Annotated in this window: 19 protein-coding genes, 1 tRNA gene, 1 other RNA gene and 6 pseudogenes; 18 read left to right on the forward strand and 9 right to left on the reverse strand. The window is 60.1% G+C overall.

Annotated features, from left to right (window positions below; genetic code table 11):
• Positions 1–164 precede the first annotated feature (164 nt).
• Positions 165–1,759, forward strand: a pseudogene (locus C8024_RS17145) (phosphoenolpyruvate carboxykinase).
• Positions 1,760–1,925: 166 nt separating this feature from the next.
• Here the strand turns inward: C8024_RS17145 and C8024_RS17150 are convergent.
• Positions 1,926–2,441 carry a hypothetical protein gene (locus tag C8024_RS17150; RefSeq protein ID WP_173207383.1) on the reverse strand — a complete coding sequence of 172 codons (516 nt, stop codon included), beginning with the start codon at positions 2,439–2,441 and terminating at the stop codon, positions 1,926–1,928.
• A 166-nt stretch (positions 2,442–2,607) separates the two neighbouring features.
• Here C8024_RS17150 and C8024_RS17155 point away from each other — a divergent pair, with 166 nt between their 5' ends.
• Positions 2,608–2,811 carry a hypothetical protein gene (locus C8024_RS17155; RefSeq protein ID WP_100095702.1) on the forward strand — a complete coding sequence of 68 codons (204 nt, stop codon included), beginning with the start codon at positions 2,608–2,610 and terminating at the stop codon, positions 2,809–2,811.
• A gap of 9 nt (positions 2,812–2,820) precedes the next feature.
• On the opposite strand, the pseudogene C8024_RS17160 reads toward C8024_RS17155, so the two are convergent.
• Positions 2,821–3,476 (reverse strand): annotated as a pseudogene (locus tag C8024_RS17160) (alpha/beta hydrolase).
• Between the two features lie 143 nt (positions 3,477–3,619).
• Here C8024_RS17160 and C8024_RS23750 point away from each other — a divergent pair.
• The 14 genes and pseudogenes from C8024_RS23750 to C8024_RS17225 all read left to right on the forward strand — a co-directional run bounded on the left by C8024_RS23750 (position 3,620) and on the right by C8024_RS17225 (position 15,906).
• Positions 3,620–4,219 carry an aminotransferase class V-fold PLP-dependent enzyme gene (locus C8024_RS23750; RefSeq protein WP_367947410.1) on the forward strand — a complete coding sequence of 200 codons (600 nt, stop codon included), beginning with the start codon at positions 3,620–3,622 and terminating at the stop codon, positions 4,217–4,219.
• Positions 4,216–4,692, forward strand: a complete 477-nt coding sequence (locus C8024_RS23755) for an aminotransferase class V-fold PLP-dependent enzyme (RefSeq protein ID WP_367947411.1) — start codon at positions 4,216–4,218, stop codon at positions 4,690–4,692. The genes C8024_RS23750 and C8024_RS23755 overlap by 4 nt, the downstream gene beginning before the upstream one ends.
• Positions 4,693–4,701: 9 nt before the next feature.
• Positions 4,702–5,805, forward strand: coding sequence for a cysteine desulfurase family protein (locus tag C8024_RS17170; RefSeq protein WP_173207386.1), 1,104 nt, complete (start codon positions 4,702–4,704; stop codon positions 5,803–5,805).
• A complete protein-coding gene (locus C8024_RS17175; RefSeq protein ID WP_100094916.1) occupies positions 5,802–6,143 on the forward strand; it encodes a 2Fe-2S iron-sulfur cluster-binding protein in 342 nt (113 codons plus the stop codon). The genes C8024_RS17170 and C8024_RS17175 overlap by 4 nt, the downstream gene beginning before the upstream one ends.
• 37 nt (positions 6,144–6,180) lie before the next feature.
• An RNA gene (gene ffs / locus C8024_RS17180) (signal recognition particle sRNA small type) lies at positions 6,181–6,275 on the forward strand.
• Between the two features lie 151 nt (positions 6,276–6,426).
• Positions 6,427–8,141 (forward strand): annotated as a pseudogene (locus C8024_RS17185) (DNA polymerase III subunit gamma/tau).
• Positions 8,142–8,143: 2 nt separating this feature from the next.
• Positions 8,144–8,479, forward strand: coding sequence for a YbaB/EbfC family nucleoid-associated protein (locus tag C8024_RS17190; protein WP_173207389.1), 336 nt, complete (start codon positions 8,144–8,146; stop codon positions 8,477–8,479).
• A gap of 98 nt (positions 8,480–8,577) precedes the next feature.
• Positions 8,578–11,006: pseudogene (lon, locus tag C8024_RS17195) on the forward strand (endopeptidase La).
• A 25-nt stretch (positions 11,007–11,031) separates the two neighbouring features.
• The gene (locus C8024_RS17200) at positions 11,032–11,253 is read left to right on the forward strand and encodes a hypothetical protein (RefSeq protein ID WP_173207392.1); all 222 of its coding nucleotides are present in this window, start codon (positions 11,032–11,034) and stop codon (positions 11,251–11,253) included.
• A complete protein-coding gene (locus C8024_RS17205; RefSeq protein WP_067199217.1) occupies positions 11,246–11,521 on the forward strand; it encodes an HU family DNA-binding protein in 276 nt (91 codons plus the stop codon). The genes C8024_RS17200 and C8024_RS17205 overlap by 8 nt, the downstream gene beginning before the upstream one ends.
• 297 nt (positions 11,522–11,818) lie before the next feature.
• Positions 11,819–12,081, forward strand: a pseudogene (locus C8024_RS17210) (DksA/TraR family C4-type zinc finger protein).
• Positions 12,082–12,270: 189 nt separating this feature from the next.
• On the forward strand, positions 12,271–13,056 hold the full coding sequence (locus C8024_RS17215; RefSeq protein WP_173207395.1) for a hypothetical protein: 786 nt from the start codon (positions 12,271–12,273) through the stop codon (positions 13,054–13,056).
• 122 nt (positions 13,057–13,178) lie between these two features.
• On the forward strand, positions 13,179–14,492 hold the full coding sequence (locus tag C8024_RS17220) for an NAD-dependent succinate-semialdehyde dehydrogenase (protein ID WP_367947412.1): 1,314 nt from the start codon (positions 13,179–13,181) through the stop codon (positions 14,490–14,492).
• Between the two features lies 1 nt (position 14,493).
• Positions 14,494–15,906 carry a dihydrolipoyl dehydrogenase gene (locus tag C8024_RS17225; protein WP_173207398.1) on the forward strand — a complete coding sequence of 471 codons (1,413 nt, stop codon included), beginning with the start codon at positions 14,494–14,496 and terminating at the stop codon, positions 15,904–15,906.
• A gap of 140 nt (positions 15,907–16,046) precedes the next feature.
• Here C8024_RS17225 and C8024_RS17230 read toward each other — a convergent pair.
• The 6 genes from C8024_RS17230 to C8024_RS17255 form a co-directional block, all read right to left on the reverse strand.
• Positions 16,047–16,122 (reverse strand) — tRNA-Lys (locus C8024_RS17230).
• 56 nt (positions 16,123–16,178) lie between these two features.
• Complete coding sequence (gene rodA, locus C8024_RS17235) at positions 16,179–17,291, reverse strand: rod shape-determining protein RodA (protein ID WP_173207401.1); 1,113 nt, start codon at positions 17,289–17,291, stop codon at positions 16,179–16,181.
• Positions 17,288–19,261 (reverse strand): penicillin-binding protein 2, encoded by a 1,974-nt coding sequence (gene mrdA / locus C8024_RS17240; protein WP_100094907.1) that lies wholly within the window; start codon positions 19,259–19,261, stop codon positions 17,288–17,290. Before mrdA ends, rodA begins: the two co-directional genes overlap by 4 nt.
• Entirely contained in the window at positions 19,258–19,728 is a 471-nt protein-coding gene (mreD, locus tag C8024_RS17245; RefSeq protein WP_173207404.1) for a rod shape-determining protein MreD, read from the reverse strand. The genes mrdA and mreD overlap by 4 nt, the downstream gene beginning before the upstream one ends.
• Before the next feature lie 43 nt (positions 19,729–19,771).
• Entirely contained in the window at positions 19,772–20,674 is a 903-nt protein-coding gene (mreC, locus tag C8024_RS17250) for a rod shape-determining protein MreC (protein WP_173207407.1), read from the reverse strand.
• A 43-nt stretch (positions 20,675–20,717) separates the two neighbouring features.
• Complete coding sequence (locus C8024_RS17255) at positions 20,718–21,755, reverse strand: rod shape-determining protein (RefSeq protein WP_100094904.1); 1,038 nt, start codon at positions 21,753–21,755, stop codon at positions 20,718–20,720.
• Positions 21,756–21,905: 150 nt separating this feature from the next.
• On the opposite strand from C8024_RS17255, the pseudogene mutL reads away from it, so the two are divergent.
• Together mutL and C8024_RS17265 are read left to right on the forward strand one after the other, a co-directional pair.
• Positions 21,906–23,710, forward strand: a pseudogene (gene mutL / locus C8024_RS17260) (DNA mismatch repair endonuclease MutL).
• A 94-nt stretch (positions 23,711–23,804) separates the two neighbouring features.
• Complete coding sequence (locus C8024_RS17265; RefSeq protein ID WP_173207410.1) at positions 23,805–24,275, forward strand: hypothetical protein; 471 nt, start codon at positions 23,805–23,807, stop codon at positions 24,273–24,275.
• 21 nt (positions 24,276–24,296) lie between these two features.
• Here C8024_RS17265 and C8024_RS17270 read toward each other — a convergent pair whose 3' ends face one another.
• On the reverse strand, positions 24,297–25,541 hold the full coding sequence (locus C8024_RS17270) for an ectonucleotide pyrophosphatase/phosphodiesterase (RefSeq protein ID WP_173207413.1): 1,245 nt from the start codon (positions 25,539–25,541) through the stop codon (positions 24,297–24,299).
• Between the last annotated feature and the right edge of the window lie 32 nt (positions 25,542–25,573).

Raw genomic sequence — 25,573 nt, forward strand, 5'->3', positions numbered from 1 at the left:
TCGGTAGCGATATTGACACATCAGTCGTGATCTGGCCGGAATATCTCTATTTTTGTCAGGTCGCGGGAAGAAATTTGACCGACTCGGCAGGGTCCAGTAAGCGCCATTTCAAATTCGCCGGGTCGGCGTCACCTCAACCCGTTTCAAGCCATAGGGGATAATCAGTGCCAAAAGTTTCGTCTGTAACGTTAAATGATCAAGGTTTCACCAATTCAGGCGAACAGCACTGGAATCTCGGAGCACCCGCTCTGGTAGAAGCCGCCGTTTCCCGCGGAGAAGGCCATCTGGCCAAGGACGGACCGCTGGTCGTCGAAACCGGCAAGCACACCGGACGTTCTGCCAATGACAAGTTCATCGTCCGCGATGGCGAGACCGAGGATAGCGTCTGGTGGGGCAAGACCAACGTCGGCATGACGCCGGACCATTTTGCCGCGTTGAAAGAAGATTTCCTCGCTGCCCTGGCCGAGAAAGACACTTTGTTCGTGCAGGATCTTTTCGGCGGTTCGCAGCCGGAGCACCGGGTCAATGTCCGGATCATCAACGAACTGGCGTGGCACAATCTGTTCATCCGCACGATGCTGGTGCGGCCGAAAGCTGACGAACTGGCGGCTTTCGTTCCGGAATATACGATCATCGATCTGCCGAGCTTCAAGGCTGACCCAGCCCGCCACGGCACGCGCAGCGAGACGGTCATTGCGGTCAATCTCACCGAGAAGCTGATCCTGATCGGTGGCACCGCTTATGCCGGCGAAATGAAAAAGTCGGTTTTCGGCCTGCTCAACTATCTGCTGCCACTCGATTCGGTCATGCCGATGCATTGCTCTGCCAATATCGGTCCGGAAGGCGATACCGCGATTTCTTCGGCCTCTCGGGCACCGGCAAGACAACGCTTTCGGCTGATGCCAGCCGTGTGCTGATCGGTGATGACGAGCATGGCTGGTCCGATACCGCGGTCTTCAATTTCGAAGGCGGCTGCTACGCCAAGATGATCCGTCTCTCCGAAGAAGCGGAGCCTGAAATTTACGCGACCACCCGCCGTTTTGGTACCGTGCTCGAAAATGTCGTGATGGATCCGGAGACCCGGGAACTTGATCTCGATGACAACAGCAAGGCAGAAAACACCCGCGGTGCCTATCCGATCGAATTCATTCCGAATGCTTCGGAAGAAAATATGGGTCCGGTGCCCAAGAATATCATCATGCTGACCGCGGATGCGTTCGGTGTATTGCCTCCTATCTCCCGTCTGACACCCGAGCAGGCCATGTATCATTTCCTGTCCGGCTATACCGCCAAGGTCGCCGGCACGGAAATCGGTGTGACCGAGCCGGAAGCGACCTTCTCGACCTGCTTCGGTGCGCCGTTCATGCCGCGCCATCCGTCGGTTTACGGCAATCTGCTGAAGGAACGCATTGCCAAGGGCGGCGTGCGTTGCTGGCTGGTCAACACCGGCTGGACCGGTGGCAAATATGGCGAAGGCAGCCGGATGCCGATCAAGGCAACCCGCGCCTTGCTCAACGCCGCTCTCGACGGCAGCCTGAACGACGGCGAATTCCGCATCGACGAGAATTTCGGCTTCGAAGTGCCGGTCGCCGTATCCGGCGTCGACAGCGCGATCCTCGATCCGCGTTCGACCTGGTCGGACCCCAGCGCCTATGACGAAACCGCGCAAAAGCTGGTCAGATTGTTCATCAACAATTTCGAGCAATTTGCCGAACATGTCGACCAGAATGTCCGCGAAGCCGCACCGACGGCAGCCTAATAATCAGGCCTTTTCCGGCCGCGTCGTATCTGACGGGATATTTTTGCTCGTTGGATCGATGCGGCCCAAGCCTTCGCAGGGGGTGAGGGGCTTTCTCTCGCCCTAAAACATGGCCCGTATTACCGGGCCGTTGCCCTGCAGATTGCGACAACGGCGACGGTGCGCGCTAGCCGCTGACCCCAATCACCCTGTCGTCCCTATGCGACCGCCGTCCGGAAATTGGCAGGTGAGGGCCCGCCAGCCAGATACTGGTCCACGCTGTTACAAAATCCGTGAAATCGCTGATCCTGCCGGATGGCTGCCAGGCCACCGCGCTTGCGGTCACGCTTTCGCCAATCCACTTGCCCAGCAGCAGCAAGCGTTTGTTGACCGTCGGCAGATGACTTGCGCTGGCCAGATTGTCACCCGGCGCGATACCGATGGCCGATAGTCCGGAGGCGTGCAGGTTGCGACGCGGAGGCCGGTATTTCCCGGTCGCGAGACAATGGGACATTTCCGCTGCTGTCAGGCGAGAGACGAGGAAGGTCATGGCGTCGAAAATGACCTCGACCATCTCCAGATCTTTGAACTTGGCGCGATTGACGATAATATTTTCCGCTGCCGTCTCGCACCATGGCAAATATGCCAGATCCGGATCGTTCGCCATCGGGCCGATGATCAGCAGAGGAGGTTCGGGGATCACGCTGCCGGTTCCGCTTTTCCTGTCGTTTGTTCCTTGTCTGTTCTATATGATCCCGGCGCTTTTGGCAATCCCGTACCGGGAGCGGTCGCATGAGGCGGCCATCGCTGCGGGAAATTGGTGAAAGAATCCATTGTCAGTCCGCCGCGGCAGCGGTAATCGGTCCGGCATGTCCGACCTGATCCTATCGATACTCATGCTGGCCGGGGCCGCACTTCTGGCTGGCGGAATCTATATATTGCGCAAGGGTAGCAACCGGAAACAGGGCCTGCTGATGCTGGTGGCAGCCGCCGTCATGTTCGCCAATGTCGGAATCTGGATGATTCCAGCACCGGAGAGCAATCAGCCTGTATCGCCGGATTCCGGCGACTAGACCTGCGATTTATTTGATCGGCGAATCCGGTGCGAGCCGCATGTCGAGATAATTGTCGATCGATCCCATCAGCAGGTCCATTTCATTTTCATAAAATGGTTGGCGCGGGGAATCTCGTCATGATGGATGGTGATATGTTTCTGCGTCCGCAGCTTGTCGACCAGCTTCTGGACCGCGCTCGGCGTCACGACTTCGTCGTTCACGCCCTGGACAATGATGCCCGATGACGGGCAGGGTGCCAGGAAGTTGAAATCATACATGTTCGCTGGCGGAGACACGGAAATGAAACCGCGGATTTCCGGACGGCGCATCAGGAGCTGCATGCCGATCCAGGCGCCGAAGCTGTAGCCGGCAATCCAGGTGGTCTGCGCTTCGGGGTGGAAGCTCTGGACCCAGTCCAGCGCCGCTGCCGCGTCGGACAATTCGCCGATGCCGTTGTCGAACGTACCCTGAGACCGGCCGACGCCACGGAAATTGAACCGCAGCGTTGCAAAGCCGCGCTTGACGAATGTCTTGTACATCGCCTGGGTGATCCGGTCGTTCATCGTTCCGCCCGCTTGCGGGTGGGGATGCAAAATCATCGCAACCGGTGCACGGTCACGGGGTCCTGGGCTGAAGCGGCCTTCAAGGCGGCCTTCGGGTCCGGTAAAAATTACGTCAGGCATGGATTTTCAATTCTTCGATCTAGATTGTCGTTTCCAGAGCGCGACAAGTCAGAATAGCTTTTGCGCTGGATGCAGCGTCTATATAGGGAGAGTGAACAAATCCGCAACTCAATCCCGCAAGCCAGAGAGTTTTTGCCCATATCGTGACCGAGACAAAACGCATCTATCTCGACCATGCCGCCACCGCGCCGATGCTCGATGTGGCCAGAAAAGCCTGCATGGAGGGTTTCGATCATTGGGCCAATCCGTCGTCGCCCCATGCCGACGGGCGCGCGGCGCAGGCGATGCTGGAGAACGCGCGCAAGCGTTTCAAGACCGCTTTGGCTTGGGATGGCGATGTCATCTTTACCAGCGGCGCCAGCGAAGCGGTGCAGATCGCGCTGACCAAGTCCAAGCCTGCTGCTCAATATATTTCACCGGTCGAGCATGATGTGGTGCTGCGATTCGCGCGCAATGCGAAGCCGATTCCGGTTGACAGCAACGGGCTGGTCGTTCCGATGAATCTCAACCATCAGCTCAAGGCAGCCGAAGAACCGGCGCTGGTGGCGATCCAGTCGGTCAACAATGAAACCGGCGTGATCCAGGATCTCGGTGCGCTGGCGAAGGTGGTGCGCGACCGCGGGTGCTATCTTCTCGCCGACTGTTCGCAATCGATCGGGAAAATGCCGCTGCCGGAGGCCGATATGATCATCGTCGCAGGTCATAAATTCGGCGGACCGCCGGGCGTCGGCGCCTGCTGGTGAAGGACCTCCGACTGCTTGAGGCTGATGGCGGACAAGAGCAGGGCTATCGCTCGGGAACACAGAATTTGCCTTATATTCTGGGCATGACCGCGGCTCTGGAAGCGCCGGCCAACTGGGCCGGGCGCGCCTCGGAATTGCGCCAGCACCTCGACGATGCAATCAAGAAGGAAGGTGGCGCGGTGATCGCCGACAAGGCACCGCGTATCGCCACCATCGCCAGCTACCACATGCCCGGCGTGGCCGCCAATACGCAGCTGATCAAGTTCGACATGGCAGGATTCTCGGTCTCCGCCGGCAGCGCCTGTTCGTCGGGCACGCTCAAAACCAGCCATGTGCTCGAAGCCATGGGCACCGACCCGCAGATGGCGCGCGAGGTGATCCGGGTCAGTATCGGTCGGGACACCAGCCGGGCGCATATCTACGCCTTCATCGACAAGTGGAAGTCGATCTTTGCAGAATCCCGGCGGAGCTAAACCCGGCCGATGAACCCCATCTATCTCGACAATCAGGCGACCACGCCGCTCGCACCCGAGGTTTTCGACGCGATGCTGCCCTGGCTGAAAGACAATTTCGGCAACCCGCACAGTCCCCATATCATGGGTCGCAAGGCAGCAGCGGCGGTCGAGCTTGCCCGCGATCAGATTGCCGCCTTATGTCCCTCCGGCGGGCGGGTGATATTCACCGGCAGCGCGACCGAGGCGATCAATCTGGCGATGGGAGCGGTCCGGATGCAGGACGGGCGCGCCAAAATCGCGGTTGTCGACACCGAGCATGCCGCCGTACGCGACACCGCGCTCTGGTATGGCACGCAGGGCTTCGAGACGAATCTGCTGCCTGTCGATACCCAGGGGCTGTTACGCTTGGAAGAATTGGAAGCATGTTTGGGGCCGCAGACGGCGCTGGTGGGCGCGATGCTGGTCAACAACGAGATTGGCGTGATCCAGCCGGTCGAGCAGATTGCAGCAATGGCACACCGGGCCGGGGCGCTGATGCTCTGCGATGCGGTGCAGGGCTTTGGCCGGATCGATATACCGCAGCAGGCCGATATGATCGCGCTGTCGGGACACAAGATTTATGGCCCGAAAGGCATTGGCGCGCTCTGGGTGCGCGAAGGTATCGATATACCCGCGCTGATCCACGGTGGTGGGCAGGAGCAGGGTGTGCGGTCGGGCACGCTGTCTCCCGCTCTCTGCGCCGGGCTGGGCGCTGCGGCGAAATTATGCGCCGAGCGCCGGGAACAGGATAGGGAGCATATAGTCGGCCTTGCCGAAAGAGCGCGCAGCCTGTTCGGCGACTGGACCGTGAACGGTTCGCTCGACCGGCGCTATGCCGGCAATCTCAATATCCGTCGCGAGGGCCTGGATGTCGCCCGGCTGATGTCCGATGTGCGCGGCGTGGCCTTTTCCGCCGGCTCGGCCTGTGCCAGTGGATCGGGGCGACCCAGCCATGTGCTGGCGGCGCTGGGACTGGCACCGGGACAGATTAAATCATCGATTCGTCTGGGATTCGGGCGCTATAACAGCATGGAAGATATCGAGCGGGCCGCCGGTCTGATCAATCAAGCAGCGGAGAATCAGCTATCATGAGCAAGATCACGGTCCATTTCGTCAGCTCCGACGAAGAAACGACGCTTTCGGTCGAAGCCGCTGACGGCGACAATCTGCTTACCGTTGCGCAAATCCATGACCAGCCGCTCGAGGGAACTTGCGAAGGGCAAATGGCCTGCTCGACCTGCCATGTCATCGTCAGGGCAGCCGATTTTGACAGATTGCCCCCGGCGTCGGAAATGGAAGAGGATATGCTCGATCTGGCCGCGGGTGCGCGCCGGACCAGCCGCTTGGCCTGCCAGATCACCCTGACCCCCGAGCTTGATGGCCTGACCGTACAGATGCCCGGTGAAAGCCATAATATGCAGATCATCTAACGGCTTGCAATTTTACCCGAGTCCCACCATATGCGCAGCGGGAGTCGGGTGGACGCAGTCGTCGCCAACCCGGTCAGGTCCGGAAGGAAGCAGCCGCAACGATTTTTCTGCGGGTCGCCCGGCTCCTACTTTGCAACGGCGCCATGTCTGGGCGGCAGTTCCAACCTTCAAACAGCCCTGAAACCAAAGGCTCAGCCGGTTTTCCGCCTGTTTTCGGGCAGAGTCGAAATTCACCGCGAATAGCCTTCGACAAGCCGGGGCCTCTCGCCTAAACTGTTCCTTCATGTCCGATTCACAAGATATATTTGCGGCTGGCGGTGTCGATGCGCCGGAGCAGCCAGCCCCCGGCGCGGCGCAGCCCTATCGGGTGCTGGCGCGCAAATATCGGCCTTCGAAATTTTCCGAACTGATCGGCCAGGATGCGATGGTGCAGACGCTGGGCAACGCGATCAAGCGCGACCGGTTGGCCCATGCTTTCCTGATGACCGGTGTGCGCGGCGTCGGCAAGACATCGACCGCGCGGCTGATTGCCAAAGCGCTGAACTGCATCGGCGAAGACGGGCAGGGTGGCCCGACGATCGATCCATGCGGCAAATGCGAACCGTGCCGCAGCATTGCCGAGGGCAGCTTTATCGACGTCATCGAGATGGATGCCGCAAGCCATACCGGCGTTGACGATGTTCGCGAGATTATCGAGGCGGTGCGCTATTCCTCGGTCTCCGCGCGCTACAAGATCTACATCATCGACGAAGTGCACATGCTGTCGAAAAACGCCTTCAATGCGCTGTTGAAGACGCTGGAAGAACCGCCGCCGCATGTGAAGTTCATTTTTGCGACCACCGAGGTCAACAAGGTTCCGATCACGGTTCTCTCCCGCTGCCAGCGCTTCGACCTGAAGCGGATCAGCCCGGATCAACTTTCTGCGCATTTCGGCATGATAGTCGGCAAGGAAGGCGTGACTGCAGAGCAGGAAGCGCTCGATCTGATCGCCCAGGCGGCCGAGGGTTCGGTTCGCGACGGCCTGTCGATCCTCGATCAGGCAATTGCCCATGCCGATATGGACGGCGATGGCGAGGTCAAGGCTGTCCAGATTCGCGATATGCTGGGGTTGTCAGATCGGGGCGCCGTTCGGCGGCTGTTTGCCAGATTGCTTGAAGGCGATTCCGCAGCCTTGCTCGATGCAATTGCCGAACAGTATAAAATCGGTGTCGAGCCCTTGTCGCTGATGAACGGGCTGCTGTCGCTGTCGCATCAGGTGACCCTCTTCAAGGTCGGCCGAGCCAGTGATCCGACCTTGTCGGAAGAGGCAAGGCAACAATTTTCCGACTGGTCGGAACAGCTTTCCTATCCGGTCCTGCACCGGCTCTGGCAGTTGCTGCTCAAGGGCTATCAGGAAGTCCAGCAGGCGCATCTGCCGCGCGAAGCCTGCGAAATGGCTTTGCTCCGCGTGCTTTGCGCCGCCGACATGCCCGATCCGGGAAAGCTCGCGAAAATGCTTGAACAGGCGCTCCGGCGGCTCCGGCTTCACCGCCAGAGCAACAGTCGGCACCGCCGGTTGCCGAACCGGTCGCGCAGGCCGCCGCTGCGCCGGTCCCGTCGCCGACGCCCCAGGCCAGCGCGCTGCCGACCGAATTTGCCGATGTCATCAACGCGGTCGGCCGGGTTTCTGCCGTTCTGGAAAGCATATTGATCGCCGACATGCGGCTGATCTCGCTCGACCCGCCGAATATCGTCTATCAGCCGGCGCGTCCTATTGCCGATGCCGATATCCGGAAAATTGCCGACGCGCTGAAGGAGCAAACCGGCCGGGAGTGGACCATCGTCGAAGGGCAGGGTGAGGCGCAGCCCAGTCTGGTTGAACAGGAGCAGCAGATCAGGGATGCCGAACGCCAGGCGATCCTCGACGCCCCGATGGTGAAGGCCGCTTTTGAAGCCTTCCCCGACGCCATATTGCTGGAGGACGAAGATCCTCGCCCACAAGAATCAAGGAGCGCATAGCTATGAAATCGATGGAAGAAATGATGAAAGCGGCGCAGGAAGCCGCGCAGCAGGTCCAGACCCAGATGGAGGAAGCCCAGAAGAAACTGGATAGCCTCGAAGTGGAAGGCCAGGCTGGTGGCGGACTGGTCAAGGTCAAGGCAACCGCAAAGGGCCGGGTTCTCGCCGTGACGATCGACGAAAGCCTGATGAAGGCCGATGAAAAGCAGATGCTGGAAGATCTCGTCGCCGCCGCGTTCAACGATGCCCGCAACCGCGCCGATACGGTCAGCAGCGAGGAAATGGGCAAGATGACCAGCGGTATGCAGTTACCCCCGGGCTTCAAACTGCCCTTTTAGGCCGTCCTGCCGATCGGACGCATCCCGCTTGAAGTGTCTCCAACAGGCACCATATAGTGGTCATAGGCGCTGTTGCAGCGCACCAAGTTGGAGTAAAAATGTCCGTGACCGAAGCCAATCCTGCCCCTGAATCGAAATCGCTGCCCCTGTTGCCGTTGCGCGACATCGTGGTCTTCCCGAATATGATCGTGCCGCTGTTTGTCGGTCGCGACAAATCGGTGGTCGCGCTGGAAAAGGCGATGGATGCGGACAAGGAAATCTTCCTCGTCGCACAGCTCGACCCGGCGGAAGACGATCCCGTTCGCGACCAGCTCTATGATCTCGGCGTGGTTGCGACCGTATTGCAATTGCTGAAACTGCCCGACGGCACCGTACGGGTGCTGGTCGAAGGCAAGCAGCGCGCCAGACATATTTCCCTGGAGGAAAAAGCGGACGGCTATGTGCTGGCCGAGATTGACCTGCTCGAAGAGCAGGCGGCGGAAGGCGCGAAGCTTCGGCCCTGATGCGGTCCGTGGTCGACCAGTTTGAAAATTATTCCAAGCTCAACAAGAAAATGCCGGCGGAAACCGTCGTGCAGCTGGGCGAAATCGACGATGCCGCGCGTCTGGCCGATGCAGTGGCCGCCAATATCAACGTCAAGGTCTCGGACAAGCAGAGCCTGTTGATGGAGAGCGATCCCGTCAAGCGTCTCGAAATGGTCTTTGCCTTCATGGAAGGTGAACTCGGCGTGTTGCAGGTCGAGAAGAAAATCCGTGGCCGGGTCAAGCGCCAGATGGAGAAGACCCAGCGCGAATATTATCTCAACGAGCAGATGAAGGCGATCCAGAAGGAACTGGGCGACGGCGAAGACGGCGAAGGCGACGAACTGGCCGAGCTGGGCAAGAAGATCAAGGATCTGAAGCTCTCCAAGGAAGCGAAAGCCAAGGCGACCACCGAACTGAAAAAGCTCAAGGGCATGCAGCCGATGTCGGCCGAAGCGACGGTGACGCGCAACTATCTCGATGTGCTGCTCGGACTGCCATGGGGCAAGAAGTCCCGGCTCAAGAAAGATCTGAAGCAGGCGGAAAAGGTCCTCGACGATGACCATTTCGCACTGGAAAAGGTCAAGGAACGCATCCTCGAATATCTCGCGGTCCAGTCCCGTACCAACAAGCTGAAAGGCCCGATCCTTTGTCTGGTCGGCCCTCCGGGCGTCGGCAAGACCTCGCTTGGCCGTTCGATTGCGCGGGCCACGGGTCGCGAATTTGTCCGCCAGTCGCTGGGCGGCGTGCGCGACGAAGCGGAAATCCGCGGCCATCGCCGGACCTATATCGGTTCGCTGCCGGGCAAGATCGTATCCAATCTGAAGAAAGCTGGCACGTCCAATCCGCTGTTCCTGCTCGACGAGATCGACAAGCTGGGTCAGGATTTTCGCGGCGATCCCGCGTCGGCATTGCTCGAAGTGCTCGACCCGGAACAGAATGACAAGTTCCAGGACCATTATCTCGAAATCGATATCGACCTGTCGGATGTCATGTTCGTGACCACCGCCAATTCGCTCAACCTGCCGCAGCCTCTGCTCGACCGGATGGAGATCATCCGCCTCGAAGGCTATACGGAAGACGAGAAGGTCGAGATTGCGAAACGCCATCTGGTTGAAAAGCAGATCGAGGCGCATGGTCTGAAGGAGGGTGAATTTGCCCTGCGCGAGGACGCGTTGCGCGACCTGATCCGCTATTATACGCGGGAAGCCGGCGTCCGGACTCTCGAGCGCGAAATTGCCAAGCTGGCGCGCAAGGCGTTGCGCCGGATTCTCGAAGGCGATTACAAGAGCGTCGAAATCACGCCCGACAATCTTTCCGAATATGCCGGCGTCAGAAAATATCGCCACGGTATCGGCGAGGAGGAAAACCAGGTCGGCGCGGTAACCGGCCTTGCCTGGACCGAAGTCGGCGGCGAGCTGCTGACGATTGAATCGGTCACCGTATCGGGCAAGGGCCAGATCAAGACCACCGGCACGCTCGGCGATGTGATGAACGAGTCGATCCAGACCGCGCTGTCCTTCGTGAAAGCGCGTGCACCGTCCTACGGTATCAAGCCGAGTGTCTTCAGTCGCAAGGATATCCATATCCATCTGCCCGAAGGCGCAGTGCCCAAGGACGGCCCGTCGGCCGGTGTCGGCATTGTCACTGCGATCGTTTCGACGCTGACCGGAATTCCGGTGCGCCGCGATGTCGCGATGACCGGCGAGGTCACCCTGCGCGGTCGCGTGCTGCCGATCGGTGGTTTGAAGGAGAAGCTCCTGGCGGCGCTGCGCGGCGGTATCACCACGGTATTGATCCCGGCGGAAAACGAGAAGGATCTCGTCGAAATTCCGGACAATATTACTTCGAAGCTGAAGATCATTCCGATGAGCCATGTCGACGAAGTGCTGGCCGAGGCGCTGGCCGAGACGGTGGAACCGATCGAATGGAGCGATGCCGACGAGCTTGCGAGTCACGCCACAGCGCCCGTCACCGACGAGGCCGGGTCGGCCGCGCGCCACTGATCGCCGGTCATCATCGAGTCGCGCTTTGGAAACAAAGGTGAAATACGGTAGCAAAATAATTGAAACGGCTACCGCATCTCAACCGTTCGTCTCATTTCGCGTCATTTGGCGTAAAAAATTGTCCTTTGGCGCAGAAAACAGCGGTTTTTCTTTGACAGTTCCGGATAATTTCGCATTACTGCCGACAGACAACGGCGCGATTCAAAACGAATTGCCATTAGAGAAGGGGGATTCCCATAATGAATAAACAGGACCTTATCAGTAACGTAGCGGATCACAGCGGCCTCAGCAAAAGCGATGCCGGCAAAGCGGTAGACGCCGTATTTGATTCCATCAGCAGTGCATTGTCCAGCGGCGGCGAAGTTCGTCTCGTTGGCTTCGGCACATTCTCGACCTCCAAGCGCAAAGCTTCCACCGGCCGCAACCCGCGCACCGGCGAACCGATGCAGATTCCAGCATCGACCCAAGCAAAATTCAAAGCCGGCAAGGGTTTGAAAGACGCTGTCAACAAGTAAACAAACCGGGGGGCAGAGTTTCGCCCCCCATTTTTCTCGCGCTTTGTTCTAGAAATAACAGGCGGGACCTCGAAAAGAGGCCCGCCTGTTTCTATTTCTGCGTCGCGTGATCCGGTGTCCCCGGCTTATTCGTCAAACGCGCCCGTGTTTCCGTACCGATATTCGTCCGGCCAAAGCCTGTGGCAAGCAGTGCTCCGCTGAAGCCCACGCCCGACAGGGCGACGTGGGCAACCTTTTCCGGTCCAGCCGTTGATTCCCCGATAGACTATTTCCACAACTAATTTATTCGGAGTTTTTATGGCAGGCGGTTGGGCGCGCGATGGCGCGGTGCAGGATCAGATAGACGATACGATTGCCGACGCGGTCAAGCGCGCACGGGCCGATATGCTACGGGCGAAGCTGCCAGATATTGCGCCGAATGCGGCGAGGAAATTCCCGACGCCAGGCGCCGCGCCTTGCCCGGTACCAGAACCTGTGTGGTCTGTCAGTCGGCGCGCGATGCGGGCCGCAAGGCCGCCGGCTTCAACCGGCGAGGCAGCAAGGATAGCCAGCTGCGCTAGCGGCCGTTTCAACCATATCCTTCCGATAAGCCGCACTGGCGGCATGACCGCGTTAATCGGGAAAGAGCTGTTTGATTTCATTGTCTAATGGTGAAGTCATGGCTGCCCGTGACCTACCTGTTCGGCGCCGGCTCATCCGATGACGACCGGAACTGATATCATTTTCGGGTGTTGTTCAGGAAACCCCCGGTGAAATTCCCAAGGAGCATTGCAATCAAACATCTTGCTGACAATTTCTGGAACATACGCGGTGATTTCAAGATCGCCCATGTCATAAATATCGGCACCCATATGTCGCTGGTGCGCAAGCCCGGGGGTACGTTCATATTGCTCGATTCCTATGCACCGGAGGTATCCGACCGCGAGGAACTGATGGCGCTGACCGAAGGCGGCGCCCTGATCGAGGCGGTGCTGAATGTCCATCCGTTCCACACCATCCATTGCCAGGCCATGCAGGACATGCTGCCCCATGCGCGGCTGATTGGTACCCGGCGGCATCACGAGCAGGCGCCGGAGCTCGATTGGGACGCTCATTTCATCGAAGATGAAGCAACCCAGCGGCAATTTTCCGATATCCTCGACTTTTCAATCCCTTCCGGCGTTGACTTCATTTCCGATGACGACAGTGTCCACGTTGGATCGGTGATCGTACGACACAGGGAAAGCGGTATTGTTCATGCGGACGACACGCTGATGGTCATCGATCTGCCCTCGCTCGTCCAGAAGGTCGTGCCGGGCCCGAAACTGCGATTCCATCCCAAGCTGGCAGACGGGCTGGAGAAGCGGGCCGGGGCAGCGGATGACTATATCCGCTGGGCCCGGGACATGGCCCGCGACTGGGCCGATACGGCGGCCGTCTGCGCCGCCCATAGCGGCATAATATATTGCGACGAAAAAAGCTTCCCGGAGGCAATTGACAAGGCTCTGGAACATGCGGCCTGCACGCTGGACGACCATCGCAAGACATACGGCTGAACGCTTCCTCCCAAGATCCGGCGCTGCCGACCAATTCACAATGATAAAGGATCCCCCATGACCGACAAGACCATAGAAACCGTCAATCCACTGACCGAAGAGCCGCTCGAGACTATCCAATCATGTCGGACGACGAGGCCATGCGGGTCGTACAGCAAAGTCATGACGCCTTTCTCGACTGGCGGCTCAAGAGCCTCGAGGAACGTGCCGGAGTGATCGCGGCCATCGCGGACAAGCTGCGTGAATCGAAGGAGGAATTCGCCCAGTTGATGACCGATGAAATGGGTAAGCTGCTCAGTGACGCCCGCGAGGAAATCGAGCTATGCGCCGGGATTTGCGATTATACAGCCAAGCACGGTCCGGAGATGCTCGCCGATGAAGATCGTGATGTGCCGGAGGGCCGCGGCATCGTGACCTATTCGCCGCTGGGCGTCATCTATGGCATTCAGCCGTGGAACTTCCCCTGTTATCAGGCAATCCGCTATTCGATCTCGGCGCTGATGGTCGGCAATGGCGTTTTGCTCAAACATTCCGCCAATTGCACCGGCAGCGGCCTGATGCTGCGCAACATCTACGAAGCGGCAGGATTGCCCAAGGGCCTGTTCGGCGTTCTGCTGATCACCCATGACCAGTCCGATGCCATCATCGAGCACGAACTGGTTCGCGGCGTGACTCTCACGGGCAGCGACAAGGCCGGCCGTTCGGTCGCGCAACGGGCGGCTGCGGTCTCCAAGAAGACGGTGCTCGAGCTCGGTTCGAACGATGCCTATATGGTTTTCGATGATGCTGACCTCGATCTGGCCATCAAGGCCTGCGTCCAGGGTCGTATTTTTAACAACGGCCAGACCTGTGTGAATGCGAAACGCTTCATCGTCACCGAGAAAAGTTACGACGCCTTTGTCGAGGGCTATGCTGCTGCTTTCAAGGATGTGAAAATGGGCGATCCGAACAAGGAGGAAACCCAGCTTGGCCCCATGGTGTCGCGCAGCCAGCGTGACCAGGTCCACGAGCAGGTCGAAGAGAGCGTGTCCAAAGGCGCGAAGATCGTCGCCGGTGGGGTGATCCCCGATGATAAAGGATGGTTCTACCCCGCCACCGCGCTGATAGATGTGGCACCCGGGCAGCCTGCCTATGATGACGAGATTTTTGGTCCGGTCGCATCGATCATCAAAGCAAAGGACGACGAAGACGCTATGCGTATCGCCAACGATAGCCGCTACGGGCTCGGCGGCGGTATTTTCAGCAAGGACGTCGAACGTGCGGTCAAGATGGCGTCGAAACATTTCGACACCGGTATGGTCAATATCAACACCTATACAATCGCATCGCCGGACATGCCTTTCGGTGGAGTGAAGGATAGTGGTTATGGCCGCGAGCATGGCGAAGTCGGCCTGAAGGAGTTCGTGAACGTCAAATCAATCACGATCGGCGCCTGATATGGCGAGGATGTTACGCTGCGATGTCGCGATCATCGGTGCCGGCACGGCCGGACTGGCGGCAGAGCGGGCGGCGCGTGCGAACGGGGCGAGCACACTGCTGATCGATCCCTATTTCAATGGCACCACGTGCGCCACTGTCGGCTGCATGCCTTCAAAGCTGCTGATCGCGGCTTCGCATGCGGCCCATGCGGCCCGGTCCGCCGACCATTTCGGCATCCGGGTTCCCGAAATCGAGATTGACGGCAAGGCGGTCATGCAGCGCGTGCGCGACGAACGCGACCGCTTTGCCAGACTGACCCGCGAGAGCATCGCCGACATCCCTGATCGCATCCGTATGCGGGCCAGGGCGAAATTCATCGCGGCAAACAGTCTTGAGCTGGATGACGGACGACAGATCGAGGCGCGTCGGATCATCATTGCCACCGGTTCGCGGCCTTTCGTTCCCGATCAATTCTCGGCATTGGGAAAGTGTCTGCTGACCAACGAGAATATATTCGATCTGGAGGATCTTCCCGCGCGGCTCGCCGTGATCGGTTCGGGGCCCATCGGCCTTGAGCTTGCGCAGGCCATGGCCCGTCTGGGCGTGCGCGTGACGCTGTTTGACCAGAATGACCGTCTCGGCGGAATCCGCTGCGACAAGGTGCATGCCGCCTTGAAGGAAATAATCGCGGCCGATCTGACGCTGAAGCTCGGCGTGGAACTGGAGGCCAGCACGATAGACGAAGGCGCGCGGCTTTCCTGGAGCGGCGCGTCTTCGGGCCAGGCGGAATTTGATCATGTTCTGGTCGCCACCGGAAGACCACCGAATCTGGAAAGCCTTGACCTTTCCGCTGCCGGAATCGCGCTCGACGATGACGGTGTGCCCGTCCACGACCGCAACACGATGCAATGTGGTGACAGTTCGATCTTTCTCGCCGGCGATGTCGCCAACGACCTGCCGCTGCTGCACGAAGCCTCGCAGGACGGCGCGATTGCCGGACGCAATGCCGTGGCCTTCCCGGCATCGATGCAAGCGGACCGATTTCCGCATTTCAGCATCACCTTCACCAGCCCGCCGGTCGCGCGGATCGGACAGTCGGAGGAGGACGGTGTGATCACCGGTACAGCCGACTTCGGCGATCAGGGCAGGGCGCGTGTGGAGGGCCGCAATGAGGGTGTCCTGACGCTTTACGCAGCCGCGCCGGATGGCAAGCTGATCGGCGCGGACCTGTGTACGCCTGCCAGCGAACATCTCGCGCATATGCTCACTTGGGCGATCCAGCAGGGCCAGACGGCCAGCCAGTTGCTGGAACGGCCTTTCTATCATCCGACGATCGAGGAGGGCCTGAAACAGGCGCTACGGACGATTTGTGCGGCAACCCCGATAGACTTGCCGCAAGACCAGGATCGCGGGGTCCCCTCGGGCGCATGACGGGATTCTGACTGAGCCGGTCGCGCTGGCGCGCGGCCGGGGCAAACAGATTGTTGCTGGTGTAAGAAATAGAGGCGTCCACGCTTGTGCGCGGGGTTTTGCCGGAAACCATCCGCCGGATGGTTTCTCTCTCGGGAAAATGGTAGACGCTGAGGGGTTCGAACCCACGACCCGCTGATTAAGAGTCAGCTGCTCTACCAACTGAGCTAAGCGTCCATATCAGAGGCTATATAGGGCCGGATTTCCGGAACGCAACCGGTTGCTTTGCTATTTTATCCAAATGCGTTGCCGCTTCGCCCCGGATGGCATTCGATCGACATCAGGATGCCGACGCAGATCATGATCGTCATCATAGACGAGCCACCGTGGCTGAGGAACGGCAGGGGAATGCCGACGACCGGTGCCAGTCCCATGACCATCATCAGGTTGATCGCGACATAGAAGAATATGGTCACCGTCAGGCCGGCCGCGGTCAGCTGCGAGAAGCGGGTCTTGGCTTTCATTGCCACGCCGAGACCCCAGCGGAACAGCAGGAAAAATCCGGAAAGCACCAATATGCCGCCGAACAGTCCCCATTCCTCGGCCATGGTGGCAAAGACGAAATCGGTGTGTCCTTCGGGCAGATAGTCGAGATGGTTCTGGGTGCCGTTCAGGAAGCCCTTGCCGAACAGGCCGCCGGATCCGATCGCGATCTTCGACTGGCTGATATGATAGCCCGCGCCCAGCGGGTCATTTTCCGGGTTCAGGAAAGTCGTGACGCGCCGCTGTTGATATTCTTCCAGCGCGAAGAAATAGGCAATCGGTGCCAGCAGCGCAATGGCCGCACCGCCGCCGATGAACAGCCGGAGCGGCAGGCCGGCCAGAAAGGCGACGGTCAGCGCGCCGGTCACCACGGTGATGGTGGTGCCCAGATCGGGCTGCATCAATATCAGGCCACAGGGCAGGGCCAGCAGCGCCAGCAGCGGCCAGATCGCGCCCCAGGTCCGAATACGGCTCGGCGGCAACAGGTCGTAGAAGCGGGCCACCGCCAATATGATCGCAACCTTCATCAGTTCCGAGGGCTGCAGCCGGATGAATCCCAGATTGAGCCATCTCTGGCTGCCGCCGCCGACCGCGCCGATCAGTTCGACCCCGAACAGCATGATCACGACGATGATATAGGCCGGGAAAGCCATGGTTTTCCAGAAGGATTCCTTGAACCGCGACATCACCACCGCCATCAGCAGGAAAATCGTGAAGCGCACCATGTGCATCCCCGCCCAGGGGGTCAGGCTGCCGCCTGCGGCCGAGTAGAGGACGATGAAACCGAAGCTCGCCAGTACGAACAGGAGCAGGATGGTTTTCCAGGGAAGCTGCGCTATCGGAGCCGGAATGAAGTCGCTCAATCCTGATCTCCCGCGCCGGCTCCGGTGCCGGATTCGGGCGTTTCAGGGCTGGCGGCGGCCGGGTTTTCGGCCATTGCCTTCTCGAGATTTTTCCGCGCGCGATAGGCTGCCATTTTCCGGTCCATCCGCTCCTGGATCGTGCCGCCCCAGGATTTTTCCATGCCGGTCAGCACATCCATCGCCTTCTGGCGGTCATAGAGGAAGGTCAGGACGTCCCTCGCGACGGGATAGGCCGCTCCGGACCCGCCGCCATGTTCGATGACCACGGCGGCAGCATAGCGCGGATTGTCATAGGGGGCGAAGCAGACGAACAGGCCGTGATCGCGATATTTCCAGGCCACATCCTGGCCGCCGCGGCCGAAATCGAGATTGACCACCTGGGCGGTGCCGGTCTTGCCGGCCATTTTCACATTCTCGATCGGCAGCCGCGCCCGACCGGCAGTGCCGGGGCCGTTGACCACGTCGCTCATCGCCTGTTGCACATAGAGCAGATGCTCGGGATCGAGGTTCAGCGTCTGGATCGGCGACTTCTTCTCCTCCATGATCAGGCGCGGAACGATATTCTTGCCGGTTGCTAGCCGTGACGCCATGACCGCCAGCTGGGTCGGATTGACCAGCATATAGCCCTGGCCAATGGTGGTGTTGACCGTATCATAGGCCTGCCACTCGCGCTTGTGTTTCTTGCGCAGCCATGCGGGATCGGGGACCGTGCCGTAAAACTGGCTTGCCACCGGCAGCGGGTATTTCTGCCCCAGTCCCAGCCGGTTGGCCATTAGTGCGATCGGATTTATGCCGATCTTCTGGGCGAAATAATAGAAATAGACGTCGCAGCTCTGGTAGATGCCCTTGGCCATGTCGACCCGTCCGTGACCACCCCGTTTCCAGCAGCGGAAGCGCCGGTTGCCGACCTGCAGCCCGCCATTGCAATTGACGGTCTCGTCCGGATCCAGGCCTGCCTCCAGGAAGGAAAGGGCAACCATTGGCTTGACCGTCGAACCTGGCGGAAACAGGCTTTTCAGCGACTTGTCGAGCAGCGGCACATGATCGTCCTCGCGCAGCATGCCATATTCGGTAACCCCGATGCCGTCGGAGAAGCTGTTCGGGTCAAAAGACGGCATCGACGTCATCGTCAATATGTCGCCGGTCAGGCAATCGATGACGACCACAGAGCCGGATTCGGGGCCCAGGCGGCGGGCCGCATATTCCTGCAGGTCGATGTCGAGCGTCAGTTGCAGCGGCTTGCCGGGCACGTCGGGCCGGGTGTTCAGCTCGCGGACGATCTTGCCGCGCGCCGTCACCTCGACCCTTTTTGCGCCGGGCTTGCCCTGCAGATGGTCCTCGAACATCTTCTCCAGACCGTCCTTGCCGATCTTGTAGCCTGGCGTGATCAATATCGGGTCCGGATTTTCCTTGTAATCTTCCGCCGAGGCTATGCCGACATAGCCGACCAGATGACCGATCGCCGGCCCGCTGGGATAGTTGCGCGAGAAGCCCTGTCGTGGCGAAACACCGGGCAGGTCGGGAAGGCGGACGCTGACAGCGGCATATTGTTCCGAATCGAGCCCGGTCGCGACCTGAACGGGCTGGAAGCTGCCGGCCTGTTCCAGCTCCCTGTTGATCCGTTCCAGCTCTTCCGGATCGAGCGACAGCAGATTGGCCAGCGTGGCCACGGTCTTGTCCTTGTCGCGCAGCCGGTCCGGGATGATGTCGATACGGAAGTCGGTCTTGTTGTTGGCGATCGGCTTGCCGTTACGGTCGATCAGCCAGCCCCGGCGCGGCGGGACGAGCGTGAGATTGACCCGGTTGCTTTCCGAGAGCAGCTTGTAGCGTTCATTCTCGGCCACCGAAATATAGGCCATCCGCGCCGCCAGCAGCACACCGACGCCGATCTGCAGCCCGCCGATCACCGTCGCCCGCCGGGTGAAGGTGAGCTCCTGCATGGCGCTGCTGATGGTCTTGGCCGGTTTCATGATGCCACCCGCCAGTTATCGATCGCCCCGATCAGCCGGGCGACAAACGGATAGAGCAGAATCGACAGCAAAATCTGCGGCACCAGCAGGTCGAGCCGCAGCAGGTTGGATTGGAAGTCGACGATCAGCATGCCGCATATTAGCACAATTGTCGTCGCAATGGAGGCGATAAGCCAGTCCTGCCAATAATCGCGACGCACCGCCTTGCGGTCGAGCGTCTCGAGCAGGATGAAAATCACCGACCAGAGAAATGCGGCGCTGCCGAAGGGCTGCCCACTGAAAATATCATCGATGAGGCCGAGCGGGAAGCCGGCCCAGACCGCCCAATAGCCCGGCCGGATCAGCCGCCACGCCAGGATCACCAGCAAACCCATGGGTGGCAGGATCGGATAGTCGGTGATGATCGGCAGCGCGTGATCATCGAACCGAGGACCACGGTCACCGGCGGGATCAGCTTGATCCGCCACTGCGAGGGTTGCCGGCCAATCCGGGATTGACGGGATCGGGGCACTATTCGCCGGATTCCTCTTCCAGATCATCCATCGGCTCTTGTTCGATCTGGCGGACGGTTTCGGCCTGGAAAATCGGCTGGACAATGGCGTGGCTGACCTTGGCCGGATTCGCCAGGACGCGCCCGATAGCGCCGGTTTCGGTCTTGCGGATAACCACCGCCACGGGAATGCCGGGACTGTACAATCCGCCGCTACCCGATGTGATCAGCAGGTCACCGCCCTTGAAGGGATTGTTGCCGATATTGATCGGCTGGATATCGACGGTGCCGTCACCGCGCCCGGTGGCAAAGGCGGGCAGGCTGTCACTCGCGCGCTGCACCGGGGTGACATTTTTGCTGTCGGACACCAGCAGGACGCGGGCGGTGGTGGGGCCGGTTTCCAGGATTCTGCCGACCAGGCCTTCCGGTGAGCGGACCGGCTGGCCGGGTTCAAGCCCGCTGCTGCTGCCGACACCCAGCGTGGCAATACGGCGCGCGCTCGATGCGGTGGAACTGATCAGACGGGCCATGGCGACCGAATCGGGAATTTCCTCATCGAGTTTCAACAGCCGCTTGAGCCGGTCATTTTCCTGTTTGAGTGCGCGGGCTTCCAGGATCTCTATCCGGTTCTGCTCCAGTTCCCGCTGCATCTCGGCATTTTTCGAGGCCGCATTGAAATAGGCAGAAACCTGATCCCCGGCATTTCCGGTCAGACTGCCAAATTCGGACAGGGTCTTGCTGACTGGCGCCATGGCTTCCGCACCGATGGTGCGAAGGGCCGAAAAACCTCTGGGATCGATGAAGGAGACAAGCAAAAGAAGCAGTCCCAAGACCGCACCCAATATGCCCAGTAAATAGCTGGCGAATATGCTATATTGCGCCCGCTTGGAAAATCCTGGACGCCGATTGTTTGGCGGCGCCATATCGGTTTATCCTTTCGCTTCCTGTCGTTGTTCGATCATATGCTCAGGCGGTGGTCAGAACGCCCCGGAACATCGGATCTTCCATTGCGCGTCCGGTGCCGATGGCGACACAGGCGAGCGGATCTTCGGCCACCGTCACAGGCAGGCCCGTTTCATCGCTGAGGGCGGCGTCGAGACCGGCAATCAGCGCGCCGCCACCGGTCAGGACGATGCCCTGGTCGACAATATCGGCAGCCAGTTCCGGTGCGGTATTTTCCAGTGCGATCCGAACGCCTTCGATGATCGTGCCGATCGGCTCGCTCAGCGCTTCGGCAATCTGGCCCTGGTTGATCGAGATTTCCTTCGGCACGCCGTTCACCAGATCGCGGCCCTTGATATGGATGGTGTGACCAACGCCGTCAGCTGGAGCCTGCGCAACGCCGAAGTCTTTCTTGATCCGCTCTGCCGTGGTTTCACCGATCAGCAGATTGTGGTGACGACGGACATAGGAGACTATCGCTTCGTCCATCTTGTCGCCGCCGGTACGGACCGAGGTCGTGTACGCCAGACCGCGCAGCGAGAGCACAGCAACTTCGGTCGTGCCGCCGCCCACGTCGACCACCATCGAACCGATCGGCTCGGTCACCGGCATGTCGGCGCCAATGGCGGCTGCCATCGGTTCCTCGATCAGGAACACCTGACGGGCGCCGGCATTGGATGCGGCATCGCGAATGGCACGGCGTTCGACCGAGGTCGAACCGCTGGGAACGCAAATCACAATTTCGGGATAGCTGAACAGCTTGCTCTTGCCGTTCACTTTCTGGATGAAATGCTTGATCATCTGTTCGGCGACGTCGATGTCGGCGATCACACCGTCGCGCAGCGGGCGAATGGCTTCGATACTGTCCGGCGTCTTGCCCATCATCATCTTGGCGTCATTGCCGACCGCCTTGACCTTCTTCACACCATTGATGGTTTCGATCGCCACTACCGATGGTTCGTTGAGAACGATTCCCTGGCCGCGCAAATAAACCACAGTATTTGCGGTGCCGAGGTCGATCGCCAAATCTTGCGAACGGAACTTGAACAGATTTTCAAACATAATTTTGTCCGTAATTTCTTGTATTTGCAGACCTAGCTGCGACATTTAAACCAAGCGATAGTCAAGCTGAACGGGTCATGAGGTTAACCATGGGAATCGCCCAAAAATCAGGGGTCGCTTGGTAAGGTCGCTTGGGCTAGGAACGCCATTATGTCAATAAGAAGACTCCCAAATAGCCTGATAAATAGGATCGCTGCCGGCGAGGTTGTCGAGCGCCCGGCCAGTGCCCTGAAAGAGCTGGTCGAAAATGCGATCGATGCCGGGGCAAGCCAGATCAACATTCGCCTCGAGGAGGGCGGACTGGATCTGGTCCAGGTCTCCGACAATGGCTGCGGCATGAGCCGCGATGATATTGCTCTGGCGCTCGAACGCCATGCCACATCCAAACTGCCGGACGAGGCCATCGAGCTGGTGACGACCATGGGCTTTCGCGGAGAAGCCCTGCCGTCGATTGCCAGCGTGGCGCGGATGACAATCGAAAGCCGCACGGCGGGAGGTGACGGCTGGAGCCGGGTGATCGATCATGGCGATCTGGCGCAGGAAGGTCCCGCGGCGATTCCGCCGGGCACGAAAGTCCGGGTCGAGCAGTTGTTCGGCAATGTGCCGGCCCGCCGCAAGTTTTGCGGACGGCGCGCAGCGAATATTCTGCCTGTACCGATATCGTGCGGCGACTGGCGATGGCACGCCCCGATATCGGTTTCACGCTGGAGCATCAGGGCCGAAAGGCGATAGCGGTTCAGGCCGGGGAAAGCGGTCCGGAGCGGGTCGCCGCGCTGACCAGCCGCGATCTTCGCGCCAACAGCGTCGGCGTCGATCTGCAGCGGGAAGAGATTCGTCTGACCGGCGTAGCCGGTCTGCCGACTTATAATCGCGGGGTTGCCGATCACCAGTTTCTGTTCGTCAATGGCCGCCCGGTCAAGGACCGGCTGCTGGTCGGCGCGGTGCGCGGCGCCTATGCCGAGATGCTGGCGCGGGACCGGCATCCGGTGGTTGCCCTGTTCATCGATATGCCACCAGAGCTGGTCGACGTGAACGTCCATCCGGCAAAGACCGAGGTGCGCTTTCGCGAACCGGCGATGATCCGGGGGATGATCGTCAGCGGCCTGCGCAAGGCGCTCGACGAAGGCGGATTTCGTGCGGTTCAGCGCCCGGCGGAATCGGCGCTCGGCAGATGGCAGAGCGAGCCCGTAACTCCTGATCCGCAAACCAGCATATTTACCACGCAGGGCAGGGCCAGCGTGGCGCAGCAACCCTATCCGTCGGCTGCCGTACGCGATGATCGCGCTGCCTTTGCAGAGAGGGACCTGCGCGAGGATATTGCGCCTCTGATGGGGCGGGCGGAGGAGGCTTCCGAGCCCGTACCGCAGGCAAGCAGTCATCCGCTGGGCATCGCCCGCGGGCAGGTCGCGAAAACCTATATAGTTGCCGAAGCCGAAGACGGTCTGGTGATCGTCGACCAGCATGCCGCGCACGAACGGCTCGTGCTGGAACGCATGCGCAAGGCGGTCGAGGGCGGCACGGTCGCCTCGCAGGCGCTGCTGATGGCGGAAGTGGTCGAACTGGATGAAAATGCCTGCGACCGGCTCGAGACGCGGGCGGCCGAATTGTCGGATTTCGGGCTGGAGCTGGAGCGGTTCGGACCGACCGCGATGCTGGTCCGGGCCACGCCCGCGATGCTGGGATCGGGCGACGTGAAGCAACTGGTCACCGATCTCGCCGACGAACTAGGCGCTTACGATCAGGCGCTGAGCCTCAAGGAACGCGTCGACCATGTCGCCTCGACCATGGCCTGCCACGGCTCCGTCCGGGCAGGGCGGGTGCTCAGCGTGGCCGAAATGAACGCCCTGTTGCGCGAGATGGAAGTGACCCCGCACAGCGGCCAGTGCAATCACGGACGGCCCACCTGGGTCAAGCTGGCGCTGGAAGATGTCGAGAAGCTGTTCGGTCGGAAATAAGCGCAATGCGGTAAAAGTGGCGGTTTGTGATACAGGTCATTGTCTGCCGGACAGACTGTCCTAGACATAGCGTCAGCAGGAAAGGGACTTAGACATGAGACACCGCCAAGCAATCTATGCCTTCGCTGCCCTGGCGATGGTCAACGGCATCGCTGCCGATGCGCGATCCAGTGCCGACGAGCGGCAAATTGCGCAACTTGATCTGAGCGGTTCCTGGCAACAGGCGGACGGTGATGTCCTGCATTTCACGCAGGACGGGACCAGCCTGACCTCCCGTTATCTTGAGCGGTCTGCGAACAATGACGCAGATGACATCGATTTCACCGCGACCATTCACGGCAATCTGGTCTACGGCGCCCACCGGGCGCCTTTTTCGCGGGCAATGCAGAAAAAATGTGCCCTGCAAATATGGGTCGGCATGGGCCTGACGCTGAACGAAGGCGGCACCGAGCTGAGAGGATTCCGCGGTGACCGGATCGTCGATCCGGAAAGCTGCAACGTCACGGACAGCGCGCCGGTTGCAGTTGTCTATACCCGGATTGCCGACAGCGCCACCGCGCGATAAACATCTCGGTTCATTCCGGAATCAGGGTTTGAGAGCCTGTTCAAACGGCGCGAGACTGCCGTCGCTGGCTAGCGGCGTGATGCCGGCCAGTCGCGCGACGAGCGAATAGATATTCACATTGTCAAATGCCGGTTGCTGGCCAGCGGCCCGGATCGCCGGCCCGCTGGCGAGGAAAAAGGCCATCATGTCGGGCTCGCGGTGATCATAGCCGTGGCCGCCACCGATTCCGGTCATCCATTCCGGTACCTCCTGATAGACCACCCAGCCGATGTCCGGCAGGCAGAGTATTTCGGGCACACGTGGATTGGTGCCATAGGCGAAATGGGCCGGGATATTCTCGCGGTCCCAGCATTGCATATGGTCGTGCGGGCGCAGAAAGGCGGCGCGCAACGTCTCGATATTGCCGTCGACTGGTCCGATGCCGGCATAATTTCCATCTTCGACCAGATGATATTGGTCGCTCGGCAGGATATCATCGAGACGGATGATCCGCTCCGGCGCGGTTTCGGTCATGCCATGGTCCGAGGCGATGACGAAATTCACCGGCTGGTCCAGAGCGGAGAGCTGCTGCTTCAGACGGCCGATTTCGGCGTCCACCGCAGCGATGGCTGCGTGCAATTTCTCGCCGGGCGCGGGACCGTAATAATGGCCCGCTGTGTCGACCGTATCGAAATAGAGCGTGACCAGCCGGGGGCGGATATTGGCCGGCCGCCGCATCCAGTCGACCACGGCGTTGATCCGCCGGTCGTTGGAGAGATCCTGGCTGAACGGCCACCAGTCTGACGGCCGGACACCGTTGAAATCGACTTCCGATCCGGGCCAGAACATGGTGGCGGAACGAATGCCCTGTTTCTCGGCGCTGATCCAGATCGGCTCGGCCTGGTCCCACCAGAAGGGATCCTTGGTCGCCATCTTGAACACCTCGCCCGGCCGCGCGCTGTCTTCCATCGTATTGCCGACAATCCCGTGATGGTCGGGCGTCTTGCCGGTCACCAGTGTCCAGTGATTGGGGAAGGTCTTGCTCGGGAAGGAGGGGCGCATCGGACCATATATGCCGGACGCCGCCAGCGCGCTGAGATGCGGGGTAATGCCGCGCTCGAGATAATCGGGCCGGAAACCGTCGATCGAGATCAGGATCGTCACCGGCTCGCGCTGTTCGATCTTTTCGCTGCCCGAATCATCCTGCTCGGGTGTGGTCGCTGCGAGGGCAGGCGCGCCAGCCAGCAGAAAAGCGGCCAAAATCAGCGAAATCAGGTTCTTGGGCATAAGGTCGATCCTCCCGATGTCACATCCTAGCC

Origin of the sequence: Sphingopyxis sp. BSNA05, assembly GCF_013265645.1 — a bacterium.
Lineage (GTDB): Bacteria > Pseudomonadota > Alphaproteobacteria > Sphingomonadales > Sphingomonadaceae > Parasphingorhabdus.